The organism is Pseudocitrobacter faecalis, assembly GCF_965231525.1.
Classification (GTDB): domain Bacteria; phylum Pseudomonadota; class Gammaproteobacteria; order Enterobacterales; family Enterobacteriaceae; genus Pseudocitrobacter; species Pseudocitrobacter faecalis.
The window spans coordinates 2,043,489-2,068,597 of the sequence record NZ_CBDDNJ010000002.1 but is presented as its reverse complement, the minus strand read 5'-3'; the positions used below and the strand labels follow the sequence as shown (position 1 = coordinate 2,068,597).

General features: G+C 51.2%; 27 protein-coding genes and 1 pseudogene. 15 read left to right on the top strand and 13 right to left on the bottom strand.

The window, feature by feature from the left end; all coding sequences use genetic code 11:
* Positions 1 to 57: 57 nt before the first annotated feature.
* The 3 genes from ACOXYR_RS10545 (at position 58) to ACOXYR_RS10535 (ending at position 2,696) form a co-directional block, all read left to right on the top strand.
* Complete coding sequence (locus tag ACOXYR_RS10545; RefSeq protein ID WP_045295918.1) at positions 58 to 816, top strand: Rha family transcriptional regulator; 759 nt, start codon at positions 58 to 60, stop codon at positions 814 to 816.
* A 329-nt stretch (positions 817 to 1,145) separates the two neighbouring features.
* Positions 1,146 to 1,637, top strand: a complete 492-nt coding sequence (locus tag ACOXYR_RS10540; protein ID WP_016239248.1) for a hypothetical protein — start codon at positions 1,146 to 1,148, stop codon at positions 1,635 to 1,637.
* A 69-nt stretch (positions 1,638 to 1,706) separates the two neighbouring features.
* Positions 1,707 to 2,696: a hypothetical protein gene (locus ACOXYR_RS10535; protein WP_016239247.1), complete on the top strand. Its 990-nt coding sequence runs from the start codon at positions 1,707 to 1,709 to the stop codon at positions 2,694 to 2,696.
* A gap of 658 nt (positions 2,697 to 3,354) precedes the next feature.
* On the opposite strand, the pseudogene ACOXYR_RS10530 reads toward ACOXYR_RS10535, so the two are convergent.
* Both ACOXYR_RS10530 and ACOXYR_RS10525 read right to left on the bottom strand, forming a co-directional pair.
* A pseudogene (locus tag ACOXYR_RS10530) lies at positions 3,355 to 4,749 on the bottom strand (molybdopterin-dependent oxidoreductase); the annotation flags it as partial.
* A 170-nt stretch (positions 4,750 to 4,919) separates the two neighbouring features.
* Entirely contained in the window at positions 4,920 to 5,189 is a 270-nt protein-coding gene (locus tag ACOXYR_RS10525) for a DUF1161 domain-containing protein (protein ID WP_113856857.1), read from the bottom strand.
* A 101-nt stretch (positions 5,190 to 5,290) separates the two neighbouring features.
* On the opposite strand from ACOXYR_RS10525, the gene ACOXYR_RS10520 reads away from it, so the two are divergent.
* Positions 5,291 to 6,001, top strand: a complete 711-nt coding sequence (locus tag ACOXYR_RS10520; protein ID WP_108474222.1) for a YnfC family lipoprotein — start codon at positions 5,291 to 5,293, stop codon at positions 5,999 to 6,001.
* Here ACOXYR_RS10520 and speG read toward each other — a convergent pair.
* Together speG and ACOXYR_RS10510 are read right to left on the bottom strand one after the other, a co-directional pair.
* Positions 5,995 to 6,555, bottom strand: a complete 561-nt coding sequence (gene speG, locus ACOXYR_RS10515; protein WP_108474223.1) for a spermidine N1-acetyltransferase — start codon at positions 6,553 to 6,555, stop codon at positions 5,995 to 5,997. The two genes, ACOXYR_RS10520 and speG, sit on opposite strands and share 7 nt — an antisense overlap.
* A 77-nt stretch (positions 6,556 to 6,632) precedes the next feature.
* Positions 6,633 to 6,974 (bottom strand): DUF1283 family protein, encoded by a 342-nt coding sequence (locus ACOXYR_RS10510; protein WP_108474224.1) that lies wholly within the window; start codon positions 6,972 to 6,974, stop codon positions 6,633 to 6,635.
* 139 nt (positions 6,975 to 7,113) lie between these two features.
* Here ACOXYR_RS10510 and ACOXYR_RS10505 point away from each other — a divergent pair, with 139 nt between their 5' ends.
* From ACOXYR_RS10505 to ACOXYR_RS10485, 5 genes are all read left to right on the top strand, one after another.
* A complete protein-coding gene (locus ACOXYR_RS10505; protein WP_113856858.1) occupies positions 7,114 to 7,440 on the top strand; it encodes a YnfA family protein in 327 nt (108 codons plus the stop codon).
* 193 nt (positions 7,441 to 7,633) lie between these two features.
* Complete coding sequence (gene rspA / locus ACOXYR_RS10500) at positions 7,634 to 8,848, top strand: starvation-sensing protein RspA (RefSeq protein ID WP_421356165.1); 1,215 nt, start codon at positions 7,634 to 7,636, stop codon at positions 8,846 to 8,848.
* Positions 8,849 to 8,862: 14 nt separating this feature from the next.
* On the top strand, positions 8,863 to 9,882 hold the full coding sequence (locus tag ACOXYR_RS10495; protein WP_421356164.1) for a Zn-dependent oxidoreductase: 1,020 nt from the start codon (positions 8,863 to 8,865) through the stop codon (positions 9,880 to 9,882).
* A gap of 55 nt (positions 9,883 to 9,937) precedes the next feature.
* The gene (locus ACOXYR_RS10490; protein WP_421356163.1) at positions 9,938 to 11,314 is read left to right on the top strand and encodes an MFS transporter; all 1,377 of its coding nucleotides are present in this window, start codon (positions 9,938 to 9,940) and stop codon (positions 11,312 to 11,314) included.
* Between the two features lie 172 nt (positions 11,315 to 11,486).
* The gene (locus tag ACOXYR_RS10485; RefSeq protein WP_350436301.1) at positions 11,487 to 12,947 is read left to right on the top strand and encodes a mannitol dehydrogenase family protein; all 1,461 of its coding nucleotides are present in this window, start codon (positions 11,487 to 11,489) and stop codon (positions 12,945 to 12,947) included.
* Between the two features lie 186 nt (positions 12,948 to 13,133).
* Here the strand turns inward: ACOXYR_RS10485 and ydfZ are convergent, their stop codons facing one another.
* Complete coding sequence (gene ydfZ / locus ACOXYR_RS10480; protein WP_108474230.1) at positions 13,134 to 13,337, bottom strand: putative selenium delivery protein YdfZ; 204 nt, start codon at positions 13,335 to 13,337, stop codon at positions 13,134 to 13,136.
* Positions 13,338 to 13,632: 295 nt separating this feature from the next.
* Between ydfZ and ACOXYR_RS10475 the strand changes: the two genes are divergently transcribed.
* The gene (locus tag ACOXYR_RS10475) at positions 13,633 to 14,067 is read left to right on the top strand and encodes a universal stress protein (protein ID WP_108474231.1); all 435 of its coding nucleotides are present in this window, start codon (positions 13,633 to 13,635) and stop codon (positions 14,065 to 14,067) included.
* Between the two features lie 39 nt (positions 14,068 to 14,106).
* Here the strand turns inward: ACOXYR_RS10475 and ACOXYR_RS10470 are convergent, their stop codons facing one another.
* Both ACOXYR_RS10470 and ydfG read right to left on the bottom strand, forming a co-directional pair.
* A complete protein-coding gene (locus ACOXYR_RS10470) occupies positions 14,107 to 14,793 on the bottom strand; it encodes a GntR family transcriptional regulator (RefSeq protein ID WP_108474232.1) in 687 nt (228 codons plus the stop codon).
* 93 nt (positions 14,794 to 14,886) lie between these two features.
* Positions 14,887 to 15,636: a bifunctional NADP-dependent 3-hydroxy acid dehydrogenase/3-hydroxypropionate dehydrogenase YdfG gene (ydfG, locus tag ACOXYR_RS10465; RefSeq protein WP_421356162.1), complete on the bottom strand. Its 750-nt coding sequence runs from the start codon at positions 15,634 to 15,636 to the stop codon at positions 14,887 to 14,889.
* A 123-nt stretch (positions 15,637 to 15,759) separates the two neighbouring features.
* On the opposite strand from ydfG, the gene dcp reads away from it, so the two are divergent.
* On the top strand, positions 15,760 to 17,805 hold the full coding sequence (gene dcp, locus ACOXYR_RS10460) for a peptidyl-dipeptidase Dcp (RefSeq protein WP_113856864.1): 2,046 nt from the start codon (positions 15,760 to 15,762) through the stop codon (positions 17,803 to 17,805).
* Between the two features lie 121 nt (positions 17,806 to 17,926).
* On the opposite strand, the gene nqrE is transcribed toward dcp, so the two are convergent.
* Positions 17,927 to 18,526, bottom strand: coding sequence for an NADH:ubiquinone reductase (Na(+)-transporting) subunit E (gene nqrE / locus ACOXYR_RS10455; RefSeq protein ID WP_421356161.1), 600 nt, complete (start codon positions 18,524 to 18,526; stop codon positions 17,927 to 17,929).
* Positions 18,527 to 18,921: 395 nt separating this feature from the next.
* Between nqrE and ACOXYR_RS10450 the strand changes: the two genes are divergently transcribed.
* The gene (locus tag ACOXYR_RS10450; protein WP_167405849.1) at positions 18,922 to 19,092 is read left to right on the top strand and encodes a hypothetical protein; all 171 of its coding nucleotides are present in this window, start codon (positions 18,922 to 18,924) and stop codon (positions 19,090 to 19,092) included.
* 154 nt (positions 19,093 to 19,246) lie between these two features.
* On the opposite strand, the gene ftrA is transcribed toward ACOXYR_RS10450, so the two are convergent.
* The gene (ftrA, locus tag ACOXYR_RS10445; protein WP_229837643.1) at positions 19,247 to 20,218 is read right to left on the bottom strand and encodes a transcriptional regulator FtrA; all 972 of its coding nucleotides are present in this window, start codon (positions 20,216 to 20,218) and stop codon (positions 19,247 to 19,249) included.
* A 124-nt stretch (positions 20,219 to 20,342) separates the two neighbouring features.
* Between ftrA and ACOXYR_RS10440 the strand changes: the two genes are divergently transcribed.
* Complete coding sequence (locus ACOXYR_RS10440; protein WP_415727930.1) at positions 20,343 to 20,762, top strand: rhodanese-like domain-containing protein; 420 nt, start codon at positions 20,343 to 20,345, stop codon at positions 20,760 to 20,762.
* Positions 20,763 to 20,771: 9 nt separating this feature from the next.
* Here ACOXYR_RS10440 and ydeE read toward each other — a convergent pair whose 3' ends face one another.
* Entirely contained in the window at positions 20,772 to 21,962 is a 1,191-nt protein-coding gene (gene ydeE, locus ACOXYR_RS10435; protein ID WP_421356160.1) for an efflux MFS transporter YdeE, read from the bottom strand.
* Between the two features lie 196 nt (positions 21,963 to 22,158).
* On the opposite strand from ydeE, the gene eamA reads away from it, so the two are divergent.
* Positions 22,159 to 23,058 (top strand): O-acetylserine/cysteine exporter, encoded by a 900-nt coding sequence (gene eamA, locus ACOXYR_RS10430; protein ID WP_421356159.1) that lies wholly within the window; start codon positions 22,159 to 22,161, stop codon positions 23,056 to 23,058.
* A 33-nt stretch (positions 23,059 to 23,091) separates the two neighbouring features.
* Here the strand turns inward: eamA and marB are convergent, their stop codons facing one another.
* Genes marB through marR form a run of 3 tightly spaced genes read right to left on the bottom strand, consistent with a single transcriptional unit; the run spans position 23,092 to position 24,177 of the window.
* Positions 23,092 to 23,310 (bottom strand): multiple antibiotic resistance protein MarB, encoded by a 219-nt coding sequence (gene marB / locus ACOXYR_RS10425; RefSeq protein WP_108474240.1) that lies wholly within the window; start codon positions 23,308 to 23,310, stop codon positions 23,092 to 23,094.
* A 30-nt stretch (positions 23,311 to 23,340) separates the two neighbouring features.
* Positions 23,341 to 23,724 (bottom strand): MDR efflux pump AcrAB transcriptional activator MarA, encoded by a 384-nt coding sequence (marA, locus tag ACOXYR_RS10420; RefSeq protein WP_108474241.1) that lies wholly within the window; start codon positions 23,722 to 23,724, stop codon positions 23,341 to 23,343.
* Between the two features lie 18 nt (positions 23,725 to 23,742).
* A complete protein-coding gene (gene marR, locus ACOXYR_RS10415; RefSeq protein WP_108474242.1) occupies positions 23,743 to 24,177 on the bottom strand; it encodes a multiple antibiotic resistance transcriptional regulator MarR in 435 nt (144 codons plus the stop codon).
* Positions 24,178 to 24,417: 240 nt separating this feature from the next.
* Here marR and ACOXYR_RS10410 point away from each other — a divergent pair, with 240 nt between their 5' ends.
* Positions 24,418 to 25,089 (top strand): MarC family NAAT transporter, encoded by a 672-nt coding sequence (locus ACOXYR_RS10410; RefSeq protein ID WP_108474243.1) that lies wholly within the window; start codon positions 24,418 to 24,420, stop codon positions 25,087 to 25,089.
* Positions 25,090 to 25,109: the final 20 nt, after the last annotated feature.

Genomic DNA, 25,109 nt, shown 5'->3' with positions numbered 1-25,109 from the left:
GCTTGAGTAGGTCAGTAGGGTGCGACTTCAGGGTGCAAACAAAAGGAGTACACGTAAATGTCTCAACAAGAAATCAGCATCATTAACCTCGACCAGCTTGTGTCCATGACCTCAGTTGAAATTGCGGAGCTGACAGGAAAAGAACATAAACACGTTTTACGAGATATTCGTAATATGGTCGAAGAGCTTAACGGGTCCAAAACTGAGCAGCGAGATTCTGGCAGCTCAACTTTGAGCAGCGAGCTTAACGGGTCCAAATTTGGGCGCGTTGGCGAGGAAGTATACAAGGACGCGAAAGGTGAGAGCCGAACAATGTATCGTCTCGACCGTAAGCATACTTTTATTCTGGTCGCTGGCTATTCCGTTCACCTCCGCGCCAAGTGTTACGACCATATTCAGACGTTAGAGCGTCGAGTCCTTCAACTGGAAGAGCAGAAGACCCGAGCCGCCGCTCAGTCCGCTAACCGTCGAGGCGTGACTTGGGGTGACTACTGCAAAACCTATGGTCTACCCGCTCAGAAGCTAATGACCGCACTTCTTCAGCATCGTGGTCTCTTTCGTAAGAACCCAATCAGCAACGAGTGGTCTGTAAATCCGAAGTATTCCGACTGCTTTCGTATCATTAAGCCGTCAGACCAGAAGTTCTCAGCAGGTGGTTATAACTTCCGGTTCAATGCTAAGGGGCTGGAGGTCTTCGGTAAGCCTGCGACAGTCGATAGGCTGAGAGGCATCCTTATTGCCTTCACTGGCACCGACCAGCAGAAGCAAGAGCACCTCCTGAAGCAGGCCCAATCCGGCAAGCTGGAGGGACTCTAAGATGATTGACCCTCGCACACCTATCGGCAAAGCGACCCTCCGTTACCGTGGTCTTCCTACACGTCATCTGCTGTCTCTGCTGAGACTTGGTGTCGAAGACCCCGAGCGCCCTTACTACAGTCGAGACGAGCTGATATCCATGCTGGTGGACCGTGATTTGAATAATCAGTTACGCCGAGCCTTTGCGAAACTGGAGTCTTGACCGCTCCGGAAATCTCCGGACCGTAAACCTTAATTTAAACCTTTTGAGATGACCGATGCGGGGAGACCCGTAGGCGCTACTGCGTCTGCGATACCGATAGTCTCAACTCTCAAGAGGAGAATTACCTATGATGTTCAACAACAACAACTGGAAGCTGTCAGTCACCGACATCAACCTTTATGAAAACACTGTGAGTCTGGACGGTCAGCCCTATCCGCTGTCATTCGCTATTAAGACCCTGATTCCGGGCTATCTGTCAGGACTGCCGTCCACCAGCCGCGAGGCAATGGAAATGCTGGAAGCGCTGGCTGAAGCTGGCGTGACCATCGGCAACTTCTTCAGTAATGAACTGATGACAGCCTACCAGCGTCGCCAGCTTAACAAACGAGCTGAGGCCGAGCGTATCGCCAAAGAGCAGAGACTTCAGGCAGACCGTATGCGTGAAGAGAACATGACAGACGCAGAGTGGCAGAAAGAGCTACAGCGCCGCGAACAGGTCAAAGCTGAGCGTCGTGCTTATGGAGAGAACCTCCGCAACGCTACCCATTCTGCTGGTCGTTCCCGTGCTGCTGTCATCGCTGATATTGATTCCGGTAGCAACTGGATGGACTCCATCTAAGAACACACACACACCTTCTGTCCCTGACCTGTGGCTGGGGACATCAAGATTTCATTAAGGAGAGAGATTATGAACATGATTAAAGACGCGTATCAGTTTGGTATTGAGCCAGTACGCATCACCGACACTGACAACATTCAGATTAATGAAGGTCTGCCGACTAACGCTGACCCGCAGGTCTATGCCTTTGAGCTGGCTAAGCTGGTTAAGACCATGCTGAATGGTGTTCTTAAGTCCGCTCAGGAGAACATCCCGTTCCCTGTAGAAGTCCTGCCTACCCGCAATAGCCTGCCTACCCCAATCATTGCTCACACTCTGGCTGACCGCTCTGTGGTCGTTCCTGTCCGTGGTGGTAAGCGACCTGAAGTCGTGACCGTTCCGTCTGGTCAGGAGATTGTCGTCGAGCCTATCGAACAAGCTATCCTCATCTCGGAGCAGACTAAACTGTGGGACGCGAAGGCATCCACCGGTTTCACTCAGGGCACACTCCAGCAGGACGCTATGAACATCTGTGAGAATGTGGTCCGTACCATCAACGCTCGCATGGTTGACGTTCTGGAGTCCTCCAAGCTGCTGAAGACCGTAGAGCTGCCAGTCCTGACTGGTAGCCTGACCGCTAAGGCAGACACTATCATGGACGCTCTGTACGAGAGCACCGAGTCATCCTTTGGCGCTGAAGTGTCTGATTACGGCATCATCGCCCATGAGTCCCAACTGAAAGCACTGTCACGTCTGGCTGCTAAACAGGGCTTCTCTGGTGAAGACGCTATCGTTGATATGCTGGGTACCGACATCGCGTATTACAACGGTGAAGACAAAGGCGTGTTCATGCTGGCTAAGCGCTTCACGGCCTTGAGCTTCGGCTGCTTCCGTCACGACGGTGAAAATATTACGGTCGTCCTATCTCGTGATGGTGACACCCAGTCTCACTCTCTGGAAATCCTCGGTAAGGTCTTCGTTGTCGCTGAAGCTGCTACGACAGTTAAGCTGGACACTGGCGCTGCAACCGCAGTCCTGCCTGTAGTCAAACGCCTGAAGTTCACCAAGACCGAAGCGTAACAGCAATGGGTAAGAGCATTAGTAAAGGCCTCCGGTCCATCGCTAAGGGCTTCTCCGCTGGTGGTGGTACATCCGTATCACCTCCGGTCCCTGCGCCTGCTGTGGAGCTTCCTGTAGAGCCTGATGCGGCACCAGTGGTGGAGACACAGAACGACACCCCGGTTAAGACTCCTAGCATGGGTAAGGCTGGACTGAATGTTGGCAGGACTTCAGGTGGTGGATTATCAATGTGATTAATTAACTATGGTCTGGGCCTTCGGTCTGGACTTTATTTTGTACTAGTTATCTAGTGCAGTGGTGCAATAGACACAGGAGGACGCATGGACCTGCATAAAGTCTATCTTGTCGTCTTCCTGCTGAAGCTGGTGCTGGTGGTCGTGCTTACAGTTCGGGTTCGGCTGTGAGCTGGCGAGCAGCTAACGATGAGTTTTGGACCAAAAGTTAGAGACCTCATTCAATACAATTAAGACACCAATGTTCCCCGGTGCCACCCTGAGTCCTGACAAAGAGGCCACCGGGGGTCCTGACCAGCCGTCTAGACATCCCGTCTAATGACACAAGTCTGGCACAAAGAATGACACAAGGTCTTGACTCAATGCAGGACCTCAGGCCTACTAAGGTCTCTCGTGACTCTAACGAGTAACCGCTTCAAGTCCTTGTAGTTCCAGATGAACTTAATCGGCACATCGAGCTTCTCTTTTCCGCGCACGCCATCCCGCAGGGCGGTCATTTCCGGGCCGTGGTCAATGGCATCCGTCCAGCTAAAGCAGGAGATCTGCGTTTTCACCGGATTTTCTGGTAAAGGCATACGTTCGATAGTGATAGTGTAGGTCGATTCACGCGCGCCGCTGTTGCCACCGTTAATCCCTACGTTACCGGTGAGGATAGGCAGCATGGCGATTGCCCGGGCAGTCAGTTCACCGTTCGCCTGACGCTGTGGCCCCCAGCCCTGGCAAATATAAGCGGGTTTGGCGGTGCCAATTTCGCGGGCGAGCTTAATGATGCGATCCGCCGGAATGCCGGTAATATGCGAGGCCCACTGCGGGGTTTTGGCGATGCCATCCTCGCCCTGGCCGAGAATATACGCCTTGTAATGCCCGTTAGCGGGGGCTCCTTCCGGCAGGGTTTTCTCATCGTAGCCGACGCAATATTGATCAAGGAAAGGCTGATCAACCAGGTTTTCGTTAATCAACACCCAGGCGATACCCGCCACCAGCGCAGCGTCCGTGCCGGGGCGGATGGGGATCCACTCATCCTCACGCCCTGCTGCGGTATCCGTATAGCGAGGATCGATAACGATCATGCGCGCATTTGAGCGTTCACGCGCTTGCTCAAGGAAATAGGTAATCCCTCCGCCGCTCATCCGCGTTTCCGCAGGATTATTGCCGAACATCACCACCAGTTTGGTGTTTTCGATATCGGAGGTACTGTTGCCTTCGTTTGACCCGTAGGTATACGGCATCGCGGCGGCGATTTGCGCGGTACTGTAGGTACCATAGTGGCTGAGAAAACCGCCGTAGCAGTTCATCAAACGGGCGACTAAAGAGGCGTAGGGTGAAGAGCGGGTGATATTACCGCCGACGATCCCGGAGGTGTAGTTAATATACACCGCTTCGTTACCGTATTCCTGCACCACTTTTTTCAGGCTGTTGCTGATGGTATCGAGCGCTTCATCCCAACTGATGCGTTCAAACTTGCCTTCGCCGCGTTTACCTACACGCTTCATGGGGTAATTGAGGCGATCCGGATGGTTTATCCGGCGGCGAATCGAGCGCCCACGCAGGCAGGCGCGGACCTGGTGATCGCCGTAGATATCGTCACCGGTGTTATCGGTTTCAACCCAAGTCACTTCGTCATCGTGCACGTGCAGACGTAACGCGCAGCGGCTGCCGCAGTTGACGGAGCAGGCACCCCAGACGACTTTGTCCTCGGGTGAGTTAGCGGATGACACCGCCGCGGCGGCAGGGCGTAGGGCAAAAGGAAGAGATAATCCCCCAGCAACCAGGGCCAGTGAGCCTGCTGCTGAGGATTTGATAAGCGTCCGTCGGCTTATCCCGGCGGGAGATTACGTTGTTGACATCGCTCACTCCATTATTATTTTGACTAATTAATTTCAATGCGAAATTAAATACCGGCTAATGGTGAGCGGATCATACATATTAAGAGGTAGGAAATAATTATCCCTGGTCAAACCAGGGATAATATTTGATGAAGAATACGACGTTACTGTGCGTCGCTGGAAGGGGCGTTATCGCTGCGGGTATAGATTATTTTAAAGGTGTCATTGGCGCAGTGGCCAACAACCTGAGCGCCTGACTGATCGGCCTGATCGTTAGGCACGATATCCAGTGAAAACGCGCTTTCGGCAACGCCGTTGTTGATGATTTTTTGTTGAATTTCACTCCTGACACGTTCACATGAGTCAGGGGCTGCCAGCGCGGGCGCTGCGGCTCCGGCCAACAGTAACGCGAGTAACCAGCGTGAAGATCTCATGGCAATCTCCTTTTTGAAATGTAAATCAAGTATAGCAAAGCTAGTGTAAATAACTGTATTTGCTAATATGATTGAGAAAATTCCCCAAAAAGGATCCCGGCGTGAAGAGACTTCTGTTGCTGACCCCATTGATAGCGCTACTTGCAGCCTGCGATAAAAATGACTCACCTGAGGCGTTTTCCCCTGAAATGGCGAGCTTTTCTAATGAGTTCGATTTCGATCCGCTGCGTGGGCCTGTTAAAGACTTTAGCCAAACCCTCATGAATGAGAAGGGCGAGGTGGCAAAGCGGGTGAGCGGACAGATGTCTGAAGAGGGCTGTTTCGACGTGCTGGAGTTTCACGATCTGGAAAACAACACCGGCGCGACGCTGGTGCTGGATGCCAACTACTACGTCGATGGCATGACTCAGGAAAAACGCGTGCGGTTGCAGGGAAAATGTCAGCTGGCGGAATTGCCGTCCGCAGGCGTTGCGTGGGAAACAAACGACGACGGCTTTGTGGTGAAATCACTCAGCAAAGAGCGTGAAGTAAATTATCAATATGACAGCGAGGGGTATCCGCTGGGTAAAACGTCGCTGACGAAAGGAAATACGCTGGCGATATTATCTACACCGTCAGACGATCCGCGTAAAAAGCTCGATTACACCTCGGTCAGCTTGCTGAATAAACAGCCGGTTGGCAACGTAAAACAGAGTTGTGATTATGACCGACATGATAACCCGGTTAGCTGTGACCTTGAAGTCATCGATATGAGCGTGAACCCGGCGGTCACGCTCCGTTATACGATTAAAAATGTGATTGAGTATTACTGAGCCGTCGGTTTCAGCAACCCGGGAGCCGGTGTTTTGTGCATGGTCATATATTGATGCTGGAACAGACACATACGGATGGTATTACGGTACTCGCCGTTGATAAAGAATTCGTGGATGAGTTCGCCTTCCACCATAAAACCGAGTTTGCGGTAGATGTGAATCGCTTTTTCGTTTTCTTTATCGACAATCAGGTAAAGCTTATAGAGGTTAAGCACCGTAAAGCCGTAGTCCATTGCCAGTTTTGCGGCTTTCGAGGCTAACCCTTTACCCTGATGTTCTGGCGAAATAATGATCTGAAATTCCGCACGACGGTGTACGTGATTAATTTCGACTAATTCGACCAGGCCCGCTTTCTCACCGTTGCACTCCACCACAAAACGACGTTCGCTTTGATCGTGAATATGCTTGTCATAAAGATCGGAGAGTTCAACAAACGCCTCATAGGGCTCTTCAAACCAGTAGCGCATGACGCTGGCGTTGTTATCGAGCTGGTGGACAAAGCGGAGGTCTTCGCGTTCGAGCGGGCGAAGTCTGACGTTACAGGCGTCACTCATGTGAAATCCTTTCAGGCTGACAATGGGATAAAAAGGGGAAAAGGGCGCAAACGCGCCCAACAACTCCAGGTTAACAACTAGGGGTTAACGACGCGGCCCGTGCGACGGTCAAGGCAGCGGAGGGTATTCGGTTCCCAGTATACGTTTACGTTAGCGCTTTGCTGGCACTTATCACGTGCATCGAAAGCGGCATCTTCTTTATCCCACTCTTTCTCGACGCGGTTATTGACCTTGTTACGCAGCGAACGCGTATCGTTCCACTGCTCTTTATCCATCGCGGCATCCTGACGCGTCTGGGCATTATCACCCGATTCAATAATCAGTTTGCTGGTATTAGCAGAAGAGGACGCGGTATACATAACGGCGCTCAGTGCCAGCATCGCCGTCAGGCACAGGCGTTTGCCAGATGTCATATTCATTGCAGGTTCCTTTGGCGTAACGAAAACTGATAACAGTTTACTACAACTCGTTTCGGCGGCATACCCACGGGAAATATAGGGTCGCCTACAGCGGATTATCCCGTATCATCGTTCAACTCATCTTAACGCTGCGACAATAATGTTAAAAACATCCTTACTTTTCTTTTCGACGGCACTGTGTGAAATCCTTGGCTGCTATCTGCCCTGGTTATGGCTAAAACGTGGTGCGACGCCGTTGCTGCTTATTCCTGCCGCACTGGCACTGGCGATGTTTGTCTGGTTGTTGACCCTGCATCCTGCCGCCAGCGGGCGAGTCTATGCGGCGTATGGTGGTGTGTATATTCTTACTGCACTGATCTGGCTGCGGGTGGTGGATGGCGTCAAACTCTCAATGTATGACTGGGCAGGCGCAGGCGTGGCGTTTTGCGGCATGCTGATTATTGTGGCGGGATGGGGCCGGGGATGATTCCTGAACCGGAGGCCGGATAAGGCGTAATGCCGCATCCGGCATGAAGTTCTGCCCTTTGCCAACAAACCCAACCGTACCGGGTACTAATTTTTTGTGATCGTGATAGTCATTTTTTGATCATTATACTTGTATGGTAGTAGCTCAGTTGTGTAACTTAGCGTCATTAACCGATGAGATGTAAGGATTAGAGATGAAGATCACAGGAGCTGAAGTTTTTGTTACCTGCCCGGGGCGAAATTTTGTCACGTTGAAAATCACCACGTCTGAGGGGCTTGTGGGTTACGGCGATGCCACGCTGAACGGACGAGAACTTTCCGTTGCCTCATATTTGAAAGATCACCTGTGCCCACAGTTGATTGGCCGCGATGCACACCGCATCGAAGACATCTGGCAGTTCTTTTATAAAGGCGCTTACTGGCGTCGTGGCCCGGTGACCATGTCGGCGATTTCCGCTGTGGATATGGCGCTATGGGATATCAAAGCAAAAGCCGCAAATATGCCGCTTTATCAGTTGCTCGGTGGCGCGTCGCGTGAAGGCGTGATGGTTTATTGCCATACCACGGGCCACACGATTGATGACGTGCTGGAAGATTACGCACGCCACAAAGAGATGGGCTTTAAAGCTATCCGCGTACAGTGCGGCGTGCCGGGCATGAAAACGACCTACGGTATGTCAAAAGGAAAAGGGCTGGCATACGAACCAGCAACCAAAGGGCAATGGCCGGAAGAGCAGCTATGGTCGACCGAAAAATATCTCGATTTCACGCCGAAGCTGTTCGATGCCGTGCGCAGCAAGTTCGGTTTTGACGAACACCTGCTGCATGACATGCATCATCGCCTGACGCCTATAGAAGCCGCGCGTTTCGGTAAAAACGTGGAAGACTACCGACTGTTCTGGATGGAAGATCCGACTCCGGCGGAGAATCAGGAATGTTTCCGCCTGATTCGTCAGCATACGGTAACGCCTATTGCAGTTGGCGAAGTTTTCAACAGCATCTGGGATTGTAAGCAACTGATTGAAGAGCAGTTAATCGATTATATCCGCACCACAATCACCCACGCTGGCGGTATCACGGGGATGCGTCGTATCGCTGATTTTGCGTCACTTTATCAGGTACGCACGGGCTCTCATGGGCCATCCGACCTGTCGCCTGTCTGCATGGCTGCGGCACTACATTTCGACCTGTGGGTGCCTAACTTTGGCGTGCAGGAATATATGGGTTATTCCGAGCAAATGCTGGAAGTCTTCCCGCATAACTGGACTTTTGATAACGGCTACATGCATCCGGGTGAGAAGCCAGGACTGGGTATTGAGTTCGATGAAAAGCTGGCGGCGAAATACCCGTATGACCCGGCGTATTTGCCGGTAGCACGTCTGGAAGATGGCACGTTGTGGAATTGGTGAGTAAGGAATAAAAAATGAAAAGTATTGTTGTCCAGCGACCCAATGAACTTGTGATTGAAGAACGTCCACTGCCTGTTCCTGGTGTGGGGGAAGTGCGTGTCAAAATAAGTCTGGCAGGTATTTGCGGTTCAGATAGCCATATTTACCGTGGGCATAATCCTTTCGCGAAATACCCACGCGTCATTGGCCATGAGTTTTTTGGGGTCATTGATGCTATAGGTGAAGGGGTAACGGATAAATCTCACGGGCAACGTGTATGTGTCGATCCGGTTATCAGTTGTGGTCATTGTTATCCCTGCTCAGTGGGCAAGCCTAATGTCTGTACATCACTGGTTGTTCTCGGCGTGCATCGTGATGGTGGATTCAGTGAATATGCTGTCGTGCCAGCGAAAAATGCCTGGGCTGTTGCCCCGACGATTGCCGATCACCATGCGGTTATGGTCGAGCCATTCACTATTGCGGCGAATGTCACCGGCCAGGTGGAACCCCGTAAAGAGGATATCGCGCTCATTTATGGCGCTGGCCCGATGGGGTTGACGACCTTGCAGGCGTTAAAAAATGTCTACCAGGTCAAGCAGGTTATTGTGGTTGATCGCATTGATGAACGATTAGTTATGGCGGAAAAGAATGGTGCGGACTGGGTAATTAATAACAGTACGCTGTCATTGCCGTCGTTACTTGAGGAAAAGGGGATCAAGCCGACATTGATCGTTGATGCTGCCTGCCATCCATCAATATTACAGGAGGCCATTACGCTGGCATCACCCGCAGCACGGGTCGTATTGATGGGATTTTCCAGCGAGCCATCAACCGTAGTTCAGCAGGGCATGACCGGGAAGGAGATCTCTATTTATACCTCAAGACTTAATGCTAATAAATTTCCTGTGGTATTGAATTGGTTGGAAAATGGACTTATTGACCCTGATAAATTAATCACTCATCGCTTTAATTACACCCACGTCATTGAGGCCATAGAGTTATTCGAGAAAGATCAAAAATCGTGCTGCAAGGTTCTTTTAACCTTCAATAAATAAAAATAATTAACATGCGATTAAGTTGTACGCATCCTAACGTTTAGAGATGAACGCTATGACTCAAATAAAACATGAAAGAACAACCTCTGACCTCGTAAGAGCTGCTCTGTCCGGTTGGCTCGGAACTGCCCTGGAGTTTATGGATTTCCAGCTTTACTCATTGGGTGCGGCACTCGTATTTCATGAGATCTTTTTCCCGGAACAATCGGCGGCAATGGCGTTGATTCTGGCAATGGGTACCTATGGTGCAGGATATATCGCACGCATAGCGGGTGCTTTTATCTTTGGGAAAATGGGTGACAGAGTAGGCAGAAAGAAAGTTCTGTTTATTACTATCACCATGATGGGCATCTGTACGACGCTTATTGGCGTGCTGCCGACTTACGCGCAAATTGGTATTTTTGCACCCGTCTTATTGGTCACACTGCGTATTATTCAGGGGCTGGGAGCGGGAGCCGAGATTTCTGGCGCAGGAACGATGCTTGCCGAATATGCGCCAAAAGGCAGACGTGGCATTATCTCGTCGCTGGTGGCGATGGGGACAAACTGTGGCACCTTAAGCGCGACGGCAATTTGGGCGTTTATGTTCTTTGTCCTGGATCGTGAAGAATTGGTGGCATGGGGCTGGCGTATTCCGTTCCTCGCTAGTGTGGTTGTCATGATCTTTGCTATCTGGCTGAGGCTCAATCTTAAAGAAAGCCCGGTATTCGAAAAGGTTAATGATGCAGAACTCGCACCCAATAAAGCCGTTACGACTGAAAATTCCGTGGGGGCAATGTTCCGCAGTAAATCATTTTGGCTGGCGACAGGGCTGCGTTTCGGTCAAGCGGGAAATTCAGGTCTGATTCAGACCTTCCTTGCAGGATATCTTGTACAAACTCTGTTATTTGATAAAGCCATTCCTACCGATGCGTTAATGATAAGTTCGATTCTGGGCTTTTTGACAATACCATTGTTAGGCTGGTTATCGGATAAATATGGTCGACGGATCCCATATATGCTCTTGAGTTTCTCCGCGATGATTCTGGCTTATCCTATGCTGGCAATCATTGTCGATAAAAGCTATAGCGTGAGTATGATTATGGCCTCCATCATCATTATTCATAATTTTGCCGTGTTGGGATTATTCGCACTTGAAAACATCACGATGGCAGAGATGTTCGGTTCGAAGAACCGGTTTACGAGAATGGCGATTTCAAAAGAGTTAGGAGGGCTGGTTGCTGTTGGATTCGGCCCACTTCTGGCAGGGATTTTCTGTAATATGACAGGATCATGGATGCCGATTGTGGTTATGATTATTTGCTATTCACTCATCGGTTTTATCTCCGCGCTACTCATGCCAGAAGTTCGCGACCGTGATTTGAGCCTGCTACATGATGCTGCGGATGTCACTCTAAACAAGAAGCAGAGAGCCGCTGGGCAAATGATCTGACAACAAAAGCACGCTGCTCACGCGGCGTGCTTATCTCAAAACTATAATCCTGTCACACAACTTAAAAATCATGTCATACCAATCGCCAATAAGTTAACTCAAATCAAAAACACACCCATTGAACTCGTTAATCTAGTATGGCAATCAACGTTCTCTACAGTGAGTCAAAAAGATGCAAAATAAGCTATTAACCGCTAAGGCAACACTCCCGACTTTTGATCGCAGCAAACTGGTGCCGCGCATTGTTCATCTTGGCTTTGGCGCTTTTCACCGCGCTCATCAGGCTATCTATGCAGATATCCTTGCCACGGAGCACGGCAGTGATTGGGGTTACACCGAAGTTAACCTGATTGGCGGCGAGCAGCAGATTGCCGATCTGAAGAACCAGGACAATTTATACACCGTGGCAGAGATGTCTGCCGACGCATGGACTGCGCGCGTAGTTGGCGTGGTCAAAGAAGCCTTGCACGCGCAGGTCGATGGTCTGGAAACCGTGCTTGCGAAAATGTGTGAGCCGCAGGTGGCGATTGTTTCCCTGACAATCACCGAAAAAGGCTACTGCCACTCTCCGGCGACCGGGCAACTGATGCTCGATCATCCATTTATCGCTGCAGATATCGAAAACCCCCATCAGCCGAAATCTGCGCCGGGTGTGATTGTTGAAGCACTGGCACGCCGCAAAGCGGCAGGGCTGCCGGCATTCAGCGTCATGTCCTGCGACAACATGCCGGAAAACGGTCACGTGATGCGTAATGTTGTTACTGCTTACGCGCGCGCAGTGGACGCAGATCTGGCGGCGTGGATTGAACAGAACGTGACGTTCCCGTCTACCATGGTTGACCGAATTGTTCCGGCGGTCACTGCCGATACGCTGGATAAAATTGAACAATTGACCGGCGTGCGCGATCCGGCAGGCGTGGCTTGCGAACCGTTCCGCCAGTGGGTAATTGAAGATAACTTCGTTGCTGGCCGCCCCGAGTGGGAAAAAGCGGGGGCGGAACTGGTTTGCGACGTGATTCCGTTTGAAGAGATGAAGTTGCGTATGCTTAACGGCAGCCACTCATTCCTTGCCTATCTCGGCTACCTTGCAGGCTATCAGCATATTAATGACTGCATGGGTGACGAGAACTATCGCCGTGCCGCGCACGACCTGATGCTGAAAGAGCAGGCGCCAACGCTGAAAGTACAGGGCGTGGATCTCTCCCGTTATGCCGATCTGCTGATCGAGCGTTACACTAACCCCGCGCTGCGTCACCGTACCTGGCAAATTGCGATGGACGGTAGCCAGAAGTTACCGCAGCGTATGCTGGATTCCGTTCGCTGGCACCTGGTTCATAACAGCAGTTTCAATCTGTTGGCGCTGGGTGTTGCGGGCTGGATGCGCTACGTTGGCGGCGTGGACGAGCAGGGCGAAGCGATCGAAGTGTGCGACCCGCTGCTGTCGGTGATTCAGACGACCGTTGCGCAAAGCGCAGAGGGAGAAGCCCGCGTGAAAGCTCTGCTGGGGATTGAAGCTATTTTCGGTAAAGAACTGCCGCATGAAGCGAAATTTGTTCAGCAGGTGACGAAGGCTTATCTGTCGCTACTGGCGAAAGGTGCGAAGGCGACGGTTGCAGAATTTGCCAACGCCTGATGCGATAGGTTGCCCGGTGGCGCGTTGCTTACCGGGCCTACGGATACGCACTTTCTTCGTAGGCCGGATAAGCGTAGCGCCATCCGGCAAAATGCAGGCACAACATTTACATCGGGGAATAGAACGCAGACTGGAAAATTATTTTCGGGCGACCCTGGAATAAGGCCACCCGAATGACACCACTAATTAGTGCATGCCGAGACGAATAAGCTCAATCGGCTCGAATTGTCCGTCACAACCTTCAATCTCAACTGTTTTGCTGCGGCGCACCTGGTCAGGTGTCATGCCGTCTGCTTTAATCGCCTTGATAGTGCCGGTTTTCCCGGTACCATTAATCATTACACGGCTGCCAGTAGTAATTGCATTGCGGTTACGATCGTAAGTCATCATGGTGTTCTCCTTTCTTTCACATCGAAGCCGGTTACAAAATAGGATGTGGCAACGACGGGGTATATAAATACGCCTATCCCTAAAAAATTAAATTGTTTTTGATCAATTACACGATTTTTTTAAGCGAGTGAGGGCGTATACATAACTACACGCTAGATAAGAGTAGTTGAAATAATGGACGAACCTTTGCAAAGGTAAATTATTTAGCGTTGTGATTATTGTTGTTTTGTTTAGTTTGATTATGGCATTGTTACCTTGCTGCAATACAGTTCCTCTGGAATAAGGAGATCGGGCCATGTACAAAAAAATATTGATGCCTGTAGATGTATTTGAAATGGATTTAAGTGACAAAGCATTGCGCCACGCAGCCTGGTTGGCGGGTGACGAGGGGGAAATCACGTTGGTTAATGTACTGCCCAACAGCAGTCGTTCGTTATTACGCGGTTTTGCCTCCGACATCAAAAAGTTCAATTCGTTTATGTCGAACGAGTCGGAAATTAAAATGAAGCGGCTGATGAAGATGCTGGATATTCCCGCCTCGCGGCTGCGCACCGAAGTGCGGTTTGGCAACATCCGCGATGAGATAATCGCGATGAGTAAAACAGAGGGTTACGATGCCATTGTTATCGGCTCTCGCAGCCCCGGTCGCACAACGCATTTGCTGGGTTCTAATGCCGAGTCGATTCTGCGTCACGCCGCAATACCAACCATGGTTGTCAGAGGATCCTGAAAAACGTAAAAGCCTTCACTCGTGAGTGAAGGCTTTTTGTTACTCTTCGCTAAACCAGTCGCGTTTTTCCTGGCGAATTAACTGCACAGATTCGCTAATTTCCTGTAAATGCAGCGTCATCGCTTTTTCCACTAAATCAGGATCGCGTTTTTCCAGCGCATGGAATATATCGTGATGCTGAGCCAGCAGCATATCCGGGGAAGATACATGGTCAAGGCTCATATATCGTACCCGGTCGATCGCCGCTTTAATATTCTCGATGGTATCCCATGCCAGCTGACAATCGGCAATCAGGGATAACAACTGATGAAATTCATCATCAAGCTGAAAAAAATCATTGTGCTGGAGACGATCGATGGCAATACGCTGCTGGTGAAGATTTTGTTCCAGCTGATAAAGCTGTTTATCGGTGATCATAGTCGCCGCCCGGCGCGCCACCGCACACTCAATCGCCTGACGCACAAAACAGCCGTTGCGTACCTGAGACAACGATATTTTGTTCACATAGCTGCCACGTTGAGGACGAATCTGGATCAGACCATTTTCCGCCAGTTTAATAAACGCCTCGCGAACCGGCTGACGTGAAACCTCAAAGCGCATCGACACCTCTTTCTCGGAAAGTGGCGTTCCAGGGGGAATCAAACAATGCACGATATCGCGGCGCAGAATGCGATAAATTTGCTGGTTGACGGGTTGTGTCGGATTCAGTTGTGTTTCGGCGGCCATTGACTCATTCTTATTCGCTGATTTTGGCCTCTATTTTACGCTTTTTTTACTGCTGAGCCCATACCCGACGGGCGTCGGGCAGGGCTAAAAGCATCATTTTTGGCGGTGAACGCTCAGGCCTCCGTAAGTCTGGCTAACCGGCATCATTTCAACGGTGTTGATGTTGACATGTTTCGGCAGGGTCGCCACCCACCAGACGGCTTCAGTCACGTCTTCCGGGGTCAGTGCGTTGGTGTTTTCATAGGTTTTATCTGCTTTAGCATCATCACCTTTAAAACGCACATTCGAGAACTCGGTACCGCCGACCAAACCCGGCTCAATATCGGTTACGCGAACGGCGGTACCGTGCAGGTCGGTACGTAAATTCAGGCTGAACTGACGCACAAATGCCTTGGTTGCACCATAAACGTTACCACCTGCATATGGCCAGCTACCTGCGGTGGAGCCTATGTTGATAATATGCCCGCGGTTACGCTCAACCATTCCAGGCAGCACGGCGCGGGTCATGTATACCAGGCCTTTGTTGTTGGTGTCGATCATGTTTTCCCAGTCTTCTACGCTGGCTTTGTGCGCCGGTTCCATGCCCAGCGCCAGCCCGGCGTTGTTTACCAGGATATCAATCGCCTGCCCCTCAGAAGGTAACTGGCTCAGCGCTTCTTCAATTGCGGCACGGTTGCGCACATCCAACTGCACAGTCAGCACGCTGTCGCCGAGTTCTTCTTTTAACGCCTGCAGGCGCTCCTGGCGGCGTCCTGTGGCAATCACTTTGTGTCCATTGGCGACAAAACGACGCGTAATGCTTTCACCAAAACCTGCCGTTGCCCCGGTAACCAGTATGATCATCTCTCTGTTCCTCAACGCTTTTTGTGTGTTATTACGATAGCATGCTCCTTTCCATCGCGGGAAGTGATTGCGGTCTTTCCAGGGGTTGCCTACTCTAAGGGAAAGCATCTCAAGGAGTTGAACATGTTGACCACCAATCCATTCTTAGCTGCCAGTACGCTGCCGTATCAGGCGCCCCCATTTAATTTGATAAGCGACAGCGATTATCGCCCGGCGTTTAATGAAGGTGTTAAACGTAAACGCGAGGAAATTAGCCTTATCGCACATAACCCGGAGCCAGCGAGCTTTGAGAATACGTTCATTGCGCTGGAGAAAAGCGGCGAATTGCTGACCCGCGTGACCAGCGTTTTCTTTGCGATGGCTGCGGCACACACAAATGATGAGATTCAGCGTCTTGACGAACAGTTTTCGGCTGAGCTGGCCGATCTTGCAAACGATATCTATCTTGATGATGCATTGTTTAATCGTGTAGAGGCGGTCTGGACGTCACGTGATGAATTGTCTCTGGATTCGGAGTCACGTCGTCTTGTGGAGGTCATTTATCAGCGCTTCATTTTGGCCGGAGCCACCCTGGGCGCGGATGAAAAAGCGCAATTAAAAGCGCTGAATACGCAGTCTGCTACCCTCAGCAGCCAGTTTCATCAGCGCCTGCTGGCAGCCACAAAAGCCGGTGGACTGGTCATTGAGGAACCTATTCAGCTTGATGGCCTGAATGCGGAGGAGTTAGCCGCGGCGTCGGTCGCCGCACAGGAGCGCGGGCTGCATAACAGCTGGTTGCTTCCGTTGTTGAATACGACTCAGCAGCCGTTGCTGGCGTCTTTGCGCGACAGGCAAACGCGTGAAAAGCTGTTTAACGCGGCATGGTCACGCACAGAAAAGGGTGATGAAAACGACACTCGCGAGCTGGTGTTGAAGCTGGTTGATATTCGCGCGAAACAGGCGGCCCTGTTAGGTTTTGCAGATTACGCCAGCTGGAGTATGGCCGATCAGATGGCGAAAACGCCGGACGCAGCGCTGCATTTTATGCGTGAAATCGCTCCCGCCGCCCGGGCACGCGCCGAGCGAGAACTGGCGGATATTCAGCAGATTATTGATTCTCAGCCCGCGCCGTTTGCGGCGCAGGCCTGGGACTGGCTCTATTACGCTGAGCAGGTTCGTCGCGAGAAATACGCGATTGATGAAGCGCAAATCAAACCCTATTTCGCACTCGACCGTGTACTGATTGATGGCGTGTTCTGGGCGGCCAGCCAACTGTTTGGCATTCGTTTTGTCGAGCGCTTTGATATTCCGGTTTATCATCCCGACGTGCGCGTTTGGGAGATTTTCGCCGAAAATGGTGAAGGAATGGCGCTCTTTTACGGTGATTTCTTTGCGCGTGACAGTAAAAGCGGCGGGGCGTGGATGGATAACTTCGTTCAGCAATCCACGCTGCTTAATACGCGTCCGGTGATTTATAACGTCTGTAACTACTCTAAACCGGCCGCTGGCAACAGTGCGCTCATCTCCTGGGATGACGTCATTACGCTGTTCCACGAATTTGGTCACGCGCTACATGGCCTGTTTGCCAGTCAGCGCTATGCCACACTTTCCGGCACCAGTACACCGCGTGATTTTGTCGAGTTTCCGTCACAAATCAACGAACACTGGGCCAGCCATCCTGAGGTATTTGCCCATTATGCCCGCCATCACCAAACGGGCGAGCCGATGCCGGAAGCCTTGCGCGACAAGCTATTCCGCGCCGCGAAGTTCAATAAAGGCTATGACATGACGGAACTGCTGAGCGCGGCGTTGCTGGATATGAACTGGCATACGGTGACAACGAAGTCTATTCCAGAGAGCGTGGCGCAGTTTGAAGCGCAGGCCTTACAGCAGGAAAATCTGGCTCTCGCCGCGGTTCCTCCACGTTACCGAAGCAGCTATTTTGCCCATATTTTTGGCGGGGGCTACGCAGCAGGCTATTACGCTTATTTATGGACGCAAATGCTGGCCGATGACGGCTATCTTTGGTTTGAGGAGCAGGGGGGGTTAACCCGTGAAAACGGTGAACGTTTCCGCAAGGCCATATTGTCGCGCGGCAATAGCAGCGATTTAGAAGCGTTGTACCGTGACTGGCGCGGACACGATCCACTGATTGAACCGATGCTCAAGAATCGTGGGTTGAGTGAGTAGTATGGCCCCTCACCCCGGCCCTCTCCCACAGGGAGAGGGAGAAAACCGCACTTACCCTGAAGATTGGCACTATCGGTCCCCTCTCCCTGGGGGAGAGGGTTAGGGTGAGGGGGCAGTTTGCCTAAAGTGATATCCCCGAAAACGACATAAACCCCAGCGACATCAGCCCGGCAGTAATAAACACGCTGCCCAGCCCGCGCAGGCCTTTTGGCATATTGGCGTATTTCAGCTTCTCGCGAATACCTGCCAGAGCCACCAGTGCCAGCATCCAGCCGAGGCCGCATCCGGCACCGTAAGTGACGGACTCCCCGAACGTATACTCACGCTGAACCATAAAAATAGTCGCGCCAAAGATGGCACAGTGAATGGTCAGTAATGGCAGGAACGCCCCCAGAGTGTGATGCAAAGCAGGCAGAAAGCGATCCAGCACCATTTCCAGAATTTGTACCAGCGCAGCCAGAACGCCAATGAAGGTGATGAAATCGAGAAAGCTCAGATCCACACCCTCAATCAGCCCGTTTTCTCGCAGTAGATGGGTATAAATCAGATTGTTGATAGGCGTCGCCACGGTAAGTAGCGCCGTCACCGTAAGTCCCAGGCGAAAGGCGATGTCGATCTTTTTAGAAATTGCCAGAAATGTGCACATCCCTAAAAAGAAATTGAGCGCCATGTTTTCGACAAACACCGCTTTGATAAAAATATTTAAATGTGATTCAAACACGACAACCTCCCTGTAGTGTTATTCATCCGAATTATAATTTATCTGTCTGTGTATCAAATGTTTTTTATTTTTGTTGTCCGTTTTTGTGATAAAGGCATAAAAAAAGCCCGCACAGGGGAAGGCGGGCTAAATCTGACAATGAATTATGCATTCTCATTATCAACCCTGAAGGAAGATAACGCTGGCTATCTTACGCAAGATGAATTTCACGACAACCCGACATAATCGGTAGGTGTCTGAAGTTGATATCTATGTCTTTAGTATTCGTGCATTTCCTCACACCGTCTTTACAAATAAGCGCATTTATTGAAGTAACTCGCCATTCAGGCTGCTACTATTGACTCGTAACTTGTTGAGTTAACGGATTAAATTTCGACAATCTACCGGAGGGTAGTATGAAAAAAAGTATGCGTAAAATTCGCCGTGGTGTGACCTGGTCAAACACACCTGAAAATCAAAATTTACAGGAATCACGGTCTGGCAGAATGTGGGCGGATCGCACTGCCTGCTGCAAAAGCAAAAAAGGCTGGAAAACAAATACGCTGAATGACGTATTTGTCGTTTAGCTTTCATTGAGGAAGTCAGTGATAGGATGATTTTTAGCAACAGCCGTCGTGACCAGGGATGTCTACGAATGGTTGTACTAACCAAAACACAGATCTATCCATGCAAGCATTTTACCGTCAGTTATCTGACGGTTTTTTTTTGCCAGAAATACGATTATTCACCGCTACCCGTGAATTTTTTCCGCCACGCGAGCGGGCTGCTTGCCAGATGCTGCTGAAAATGACGACGCAGGGTCTTACCGTTTCCAAAGCCCACGCGTTCAGCCACGCTTTCCATACTGAGTCGTGTTGTCAGCAGATAGTGCTGGGCCCGGCTAAGACGTTCGTCTAACAGCCAGCGGGCCGGTGTTTTTCCTGTTGCGTCCTGAAATCGGCGTAAAAAAGTACGTTCACTCATCCCTGCATGCTGTGCCAGCGAGGCCACCGTATGGCTTTCAGCAATGTTTTGGTGCAGATAATCAAACAGCGAGCCCATCCGTAGACTTTCGCGGTCACGCGCGACCGGGCGCGCAACCTGCTGCTGTTGCGCGCCGTCACGATGTGGCTGAACCACTAAACGACGCGCAACAACATTTGCGGCCTCAAGGCCGAAATCGAGCCGTACGACGTGCAAACAGAGATCAATCCCCGCCGCGCTGCCTGCCGATGTCATGACATTATCCTCTTCCAGATAAAGCACATCCTCAACCACATTAATGGCGGGGTAATGCTGCTGAAGCCTTTCGGTATAACGCCAGTGGGTGGTGGCCTTTTTACCGTCCAGTAAGCCCGCCGCCGCCAGCACAAAGACGCCGGAGCAAATGGATATCATCCGGCAACCACGGCCATGAGCCTTACGCAAGGCGTCACTCAGCGCATCGGGCACCGGGGTTTCCACGCCACGCCAGCCCGGCACAACAATCGTGTCAGCGTCCTGCAGGAGTTCCAGGTTGCCATCCGTCACCAGACGAATACCTCCAAGCGCGCGCATTTCACCCTCATCAACGGCGGCGACGGCGAAGCGATACCAGCCATCACCCATCTCGGGGCGGGGAAGACCGAAAATTTCAACCGCAACGCCAAATTCAAATGTACATAGCCCGTCATAGGCCAGCACGACCACCAGGGGGGCGTGAGTGATTGTCATATTCTGGTCTTTTTTTGTCAGAAATGCTGGCGGCTCTGAAGGTAATACCATGTTTATACTCGCGATAGTGGAACCCGCAGACGCGGGGACTACATAGTGTTAACACAGATCAGGAGATGTGCCTATGAGTTATGTGAGTGAATTTGCAGTGGCCTCTGCCGAAGACGCGGTGCGTCATTTCCGCCAGCGCTTAAGTATGGAAACAGACTGTGCCGATGTGCACGCCGCCATGCGTAATCAGGATGTGGATTTTGTGCTTCTGCATGCAGTCGGCAGCCCGGAAATGTTTGCCGCTCGGCATATTCCCGGTGCGCGTCATTTACCTCATCGCGAGATGACGGCGGAGCGGATGGCAGAGTGGCCGCAGGAGACACTGTTTGTGGTCTATTGCGCGGGGCCACACTGTAATGGCGCTGACCAGGCGGCGCTGAAGCTGGCATTGCTGGGGCGTCCGGTGAAAGTGATGATCGGCGGGATGACTGGCTGGCAGGATGAAGGATATGAATTTGCCGGTACACCTCAGCGCGCAACACTTACGCGCTGAGGATGAGGGTTACTGCGCGGTGAGCGCTTTCCGCCCGCCGCTGGCATTCATGCCTTTCAGCACCAAAGCCCAGGCGATGACGATCGCGGTAATTAAAATCAGGAACAGCGAGGCGGGTGGCATGTGCGTAAGAATTTGCCCCGTGAGCATGGGGTTCAGCGCGGCGCCCATCCAGCCCAGCGCCTGGGCGGAAAAGTAGCTGGCTTTCATGCCCGGCGGGGCGATGTTATCAATCAACATATATTCGCCGGGCGCATAGATAACCTCGCCAAGGGTAAACACCGCCGCCGCGAGTCCCCAGTAAATCAAATTGTTTCCGGAATACATAAATCCGACCAGGCCCAGCACAAAGCAAACGGTGCCTAGCGTCATGAGCGGGCGCAGATTCCTGGCGCTGAGCCGGCGACCCACCGCATACTGAAGTGTGACGACAATGATGGCATTCACCGGCAGAATCACCGCGACCACTTTCTCTGCAAAAACACTGTCTGCAACTGCCAGCACATATTGTGAGAGGCATGAAGCAAACGCCCCACCTACAAAAGAGGCGAGCAGACCCGATAGCGTAAACCATAACAACGCTTTGTCATGGAGTAATACCGACGGATCCCACGCCGCCGGCGTTTGTTCACTTTCGCTGATGAGTATGTGCTGGACGTAACGTTGAATCAGCACCAACGGTAAGGCAGCACAGACAGCGGCCAGCAGGAAGGGTAAATTGATACTGTACATTACCAGTAGCGTGCCGAGCGGAGGCCCGACCGTCCAGCCGATATTCAAAATGGTGTAGTTCAGGGAGAAGATCCGCGCTTTTTCCGTGGATGACAGGGCGTCAGAGAACCAGGCTTTCAGGACGGTTGCGAATACGGAATATGAGCAGTTGATCAGTGCAAAGAACAGCACCACTAAAGTGACGCTATTGATCAGTGGAATCGCGATAAATCCGGCGATAAACGCAACAATCGCCAGCAGCATGTAGCGTTTCTTATCGAACTTATCCGCGAGAATGCCGAATCCAAGGCTAAAAATAACGCCAATGGTCAGCGCAATAGTCATGGCATAGCCGATGGAATCGACCGTCATTGCGTATTTGCGCGTGAGGTAGATGGTCATAAAAGGAAGCGTCGCGCCGCGTCCGATGGTCAACAGGAGCGACGACGCCAGCAGCGCTCCTGTGGAGCGGCGTAGAGTTGAGTTCATTGTTCTGCCTGACGGATGGTTATGTCCTGGTTGTGATGTGCCTTTCAGAAATATCATGCCAGTGCGTGCTTGTATACACGATGCAAAAAGGTGCCCTCGCATTTACCCCTGCTAAAAATAATGATCTGTTCGATCTTGCTATTTTTAGTTATGTTGAATCTGTTCACATAATTTTAATAAATAATTGAGGCAGGGTATGACGCGTAAAGATGGGCTACTGGCATTGCTGGTGGTGGTGGCGTGGGGCATCAACTTTGTGGTGATCAAAGTGGGACTGCACAATATGCCACCACTGTTGTTAGCAGGATTGCGTTTTTTGCTGGTGGCGTTTCCGGCCATCTTTTTTGTGGCAAGGCCAAAAATTCCTCTTCACCTGCTGTTGGGTTATGGCCTGACCATCAGCTTTGGTCAGTTTGCCTTTCTGTTTTGTGCGATTAAATTTGGTATGCCAGCCGGGCTGGCCTCGCTGGTGCTTCAGGCGCAGGCATTCTTTACCATCATTCTTGGCGCGTTTGTGTTTGGCGAACGATTACAGGGTAAGCAGGTGGCCGGGATTTCTCTTGCGGTATTTGGCGTACTGGTGCTGATTGAGGGGAGCCTGAACGGCCAGCATGTCGGCTTGTTAGGGTTTATGCTCACCCTGGCGGCGGCATTAAGCTGGGCCTGCGGCAATATCTTTAATAAACGCATCATGCAGCATGAATCAAAGCCGGCGGTGATGTCGCTGGTGGTGTGGAGTGCACTGTTCCCGATTATTCCGTTTATGCTCAGCTCGCTTATTTTCGATGGCTCGTCTCTGATGGTGCAAAGCCTGCTGACTATCGATCTCACCACTATTTTGTCGCTGGTCTATCTGGCGTTTGTAGCGACGATTATCGGCTATGGCATCTGGGGAACGTTACTCGGGCGCTATGAAACCTGGCGCGTGGCACCGTTGTCGCTGCTGGTTCCGGTTGTGGGGTTGGCAAGCGCGGCGTTATTGCTCGATGAAACCTTATCGGCATTACAGCTTTTGGGGGCGGTGCTGATTATGGCGGGCTTGTTTATTAACGTCTTCGGATTGCGTCTTCCCGGCATGCGGGCGGCGAGGGGATAAAGCAACGCCCCGCATGTGCGGGGCGGACACAAATCAGAAACCACGCTGGTTGTAGTAAGGTACACCCAGTTCGTCTGATTTGTCGCTACCGGCATCCATATGATTAAAATCGAACGGCGACTGTTGGTTAGCCGACGGCATAATCATGGTGTCTCGGGCGTTGTGTTGCGTCGGTGTCAGGGTTTGCTCCGCATAACTCTGGCTGGAAACCAACGCCATAATAGCGAAGGCAGCGGAGGCGAACAGTTTCATGGTATTCCTCGATACGTCTTGTGCAGGCGATTAATAAGTACAGTGATTAAGCGGGAAGAGATAACGAGACTCTCCGTGCATATTGGTGACGCGATACTTGTGCGGCGGCACATCGAAATAGTTTTTAAAGGTTCGCGTCAACGTCTGCTGTGATTCAAAACCGTAGCGTTCAGCCAGGTAGAGAATCGGCTCATTGCTCTCTTTTAACTTCTGGGCAATCTCGGTCAATTTACGGGTGCGAATGTACTGACCTAAAGAGTGTCCCGTTTCCTTTTTAAACATCCGTTGCAGGTGCCATTTGGAGTAACCTGAACGCTCTGACACTTTTTCCAGCGACAGGGGCGACTCAAGGTTATCTTCGATCCAGTCCAAAATGCTATGAATGGTGATAGCGTCAGTGTTGCGTCTGGACATCGTCTTACCTCTTTCTGTTTACGGCAAAATCTTTTTTAACAGAAGCTCAAGCGTTTCAACTTCGTTTGCCGTTAAGTTTTTTGTTAATTCCTGATGCAGGTCCTGCCCAACAAGCTGATGACATTTCTCACAAATTTCAGCGCCTTCTGGCGTTAACTGGATTAGCACGCCGCGTTTGTCATGAGGATTCGGCAAACGGGCAATCCAGCCCCGGCAAAGCAATCGGTCAAGCATTCTGGTAAGCGCGCCCAGATCGACCGACAGGATTTTCTTCAGCTCTACCGGTGTAATGCTGCCTTTACAGCGAATAGAGCAGAGCACCCTGAACTGTGAGGAAGTAATGTCTTCAGGCGATAGATGCTCGTTGAGTAAGCGATCTTTTTTTTGATTAACCATGTGAATCAAATGCCCAAGCGGGATTATTTCATCAAAGAGGTCGCTTGTGATGTTCACAATGGTTGCCCTGGCAAGTACTTTAGTTGCGGAGGATATTATTTCTCGTGCAATCATAAGTCAACTGAATGGATTGAGGGATGCCACGATTTGCTAAAACGCTGAACAGAGAGTATCCAACTACAATAAAGAGGACATTCTGTACAAAGGGCCCACATAGCAAGAGATGCTGCGAAAACGCTATACTGCATCGCGTAGACTGCGAACTTATTCGTAAAACAGAGAAGGCTAGTATCTCATATGATTGAACTTTTTCAGGCAATCGGGCTTGGTCTGGTGGTGCTTTTACCGCTGGCAAACCCGCTCACCACCGTGGCGCTTTTTCTCGGATTAGCGGGAAATATGAATGCGGCAGAACGTAACCATCAGGCGCGCATGGCCTCTATTTATGTCTTCGTCATTATGATGGTTGCCTACTATGCCGGTCAGTTGGTGATGAATACATTCGGTATTTCAATACCTGGTCTGCGTATCGCCGGCGGCTTGATCGTCGCGTTTATCGGTTTCCGCATGCTTTTCCCGCAGCAGAAAGCCCACGAATCACCGGAAGCGTCCAGCAAATCAGAAGAGCTGGAAGATGAGCCGACCGCCAATATTGCGTTTGTGCCGCTGGCCATGCCGAGCACGGCGGGGCCGGGTACTATCGCCATGATTATCAGCTCGGCGTCTACTATTAAACACGGCGTGAGTTTCCCGGAATGGGTAGTGCTTGTCTCGCCGCCCATTATATTCGCGCTGGTGGGGATTATCCTGTGGGGTAGCCTGCGCAGTTCCGGGGCGATCATGCGCTGGGTAGGGAAAGGTGGCATCGAAGCCATTTCGCGCCTGATGGGATTCTTGCTGGTGTGTATGGGCGTGCAGTTTATTATTAACGGCGTGGTGGAAATCATTAACACCTGGCCGGGCGCGTAATGCAGGGAGCCGGGGATGTC

Bases quoted from the DNA above. Each gene is read 5' to 3' on its own strand.
- ydfZ (WP_108474230.1), bottom strand. From the start codon at position 13,337: ATGATGACTTACGATCGTAACCGCAATGCAATTACTACTGGCAGCCGT.
- ACOXYR_RS10450 (WP_167405849.1), top strand. From the start codon at position 18,922: ATGAAAAAAAGTATGCGTAAAATTCGCCGTGGTGTGACCTGGTCAAAC.
- marB (WP_108474240.1), bottom strand. From the start codon at position 23,310: ATGAAACTGTTCGCCTCCGCTGCCTTCGCTATTATGGCGTTGGTTTCC.
- ACOXYR_RS10505 (WP_113856858.1), top strand. From the start codon at position 7,114: ATGTTAAAAACATCCTTACTTTTCTTTTCGACGGCACTGTGTGAAATC.
- ftrA (WP_229837643.1), bottom strand. From the start codon at position 20,218: ATGACAATCACTCACGCCCCCCTGGTGGTCGTGCTGGCCTATGACGGG.
- ACOXYR_RS10440 (WP_415727930.1), top strand. From the start codon at position 20,343: ATGAGTTATGTGAGTGAATTTGCAGTGGCCTCTGCCGAAGACGCGGTG.
- ACOXYR_RS10535 (WP_016239247.1), top strand. From the start codon at position 1,707: ATGAACATGATTAAAGACGCGTATCAGTTTGGTATTGAGCCAGTACGC.
- ydfG (WP_421356162.1), bottom strand. From the start codon at position 15,636: ATGATCATACTGGTTACCGGGGCAACGGCAGGTTTTGGTGAAAGCATT.
- marA (WP_108474241.1), bottom strand. From the start codon at position 23,724: ATGTCCAGACGCAACACTGACGCTATCACCATTCATAGCATTTTGGAC.
- ACOXYR_RS10485 (WP_350436301.1), top strand. From the start codon at position 11,487: ATGCAAAATAAGCTATTAACCGCTAAGGCAACACTCCCGACTTTTGAT.
- ACOXYR_RS10510 (WP_108474224.1), bottom strand. From the start codon at position 6,974: ATGAATATGACATCTGGCAAACGCCTGTGCCTGACGGCGATGCTGGCA.
- ACOXYR_RS10470 (WP_108474232.1), bottom strand. From the start codon at position 14,793: ATGGCCGCCGAAACACAACTGAATCCGACACAACCCGTCAACCAGCAA.
- speG (WP_108474223.1), bottom strand. From the start codon at position 6,555: ATGAGTGACGCCTGTAACGTCAGACTTCGCCCGCTCGAACGCGAAGAC.
- ACOXYR_RS10545 (WP_045295918.1), top strand. From the start codon at position 58: ATGTCTCAACAAGAAATCAGCATCATTAACCTCGACCAGCTTGTGTCC.
- rspA (WP_421356165.1), top strand. From the start codon at position 7,634: ATGAAGATCACAGGAGCTGAAGTTTTTGTTACCTGCCCGGGGCGAAAT.
- dcp (WP_113856864.1), top strand. From the start codon at position 15,760: ATGTTGACCACCAATCCATTCTTAGCTGCCAGTACGCTGCCGTATCAG.
- eamA (WP_421356159.1), top strand. From the start codon at position 22,159: ATGACGCGTAAAGATGGGCTACTGGCATTGCTGGTGGTGGTGGCGTGG.
- ACOXYR_RS10525 (WP_113856857.1), bottom strand. From the start codon at position 5,189: ATGAGATCTTCACGCTGGTTACTCGCGTTACTGTTGGCCGGAGCCGCA.
- ACOXYR_RS10495 (WP_421356164.1), top strand. From the start codon at position 8,863: ATGAAAAGTATTGTTGTCCAGCGACCCAATGAACTTGTGATTGAAGAA.
- ACOXYR_RS10475 (WP_108474231.1), top strand. From the start codon at position 13,633: ATGTACAAAAAAATATTGATGCCTGTAGATGTATTTGAAATGGATTTA.
- ACOXYR_RS10490 (WP_421356163.1), top strand. From the start codon at position 9,938: ATGACTCAAATAAAACATGAAAGAACAACCTCTGACCTCGTAAGAGCT.
- ACOXYR_RS10410 (WP_108474243.1), top strand. From the start codon at position 24,418: ATGATTGAACTTTTTCAGGCAATCGGGCTTGGTCTGGTGGTGCTTTTA.
- ACOXYR_RS10540 (WP_016239248.1), top strand. From the start codon at position 1,146: ATGATGTTCAACAACAACAACTGGAAGCTGTCAGTCACCGACATCAAC.
- ydeE (WP_421356160.1), bottom strand. From the start codon at position 21,962: ATGAACTCAACTCTACGCCGCTCCACAGGAGCGCTGCTGGCGTCGTCG.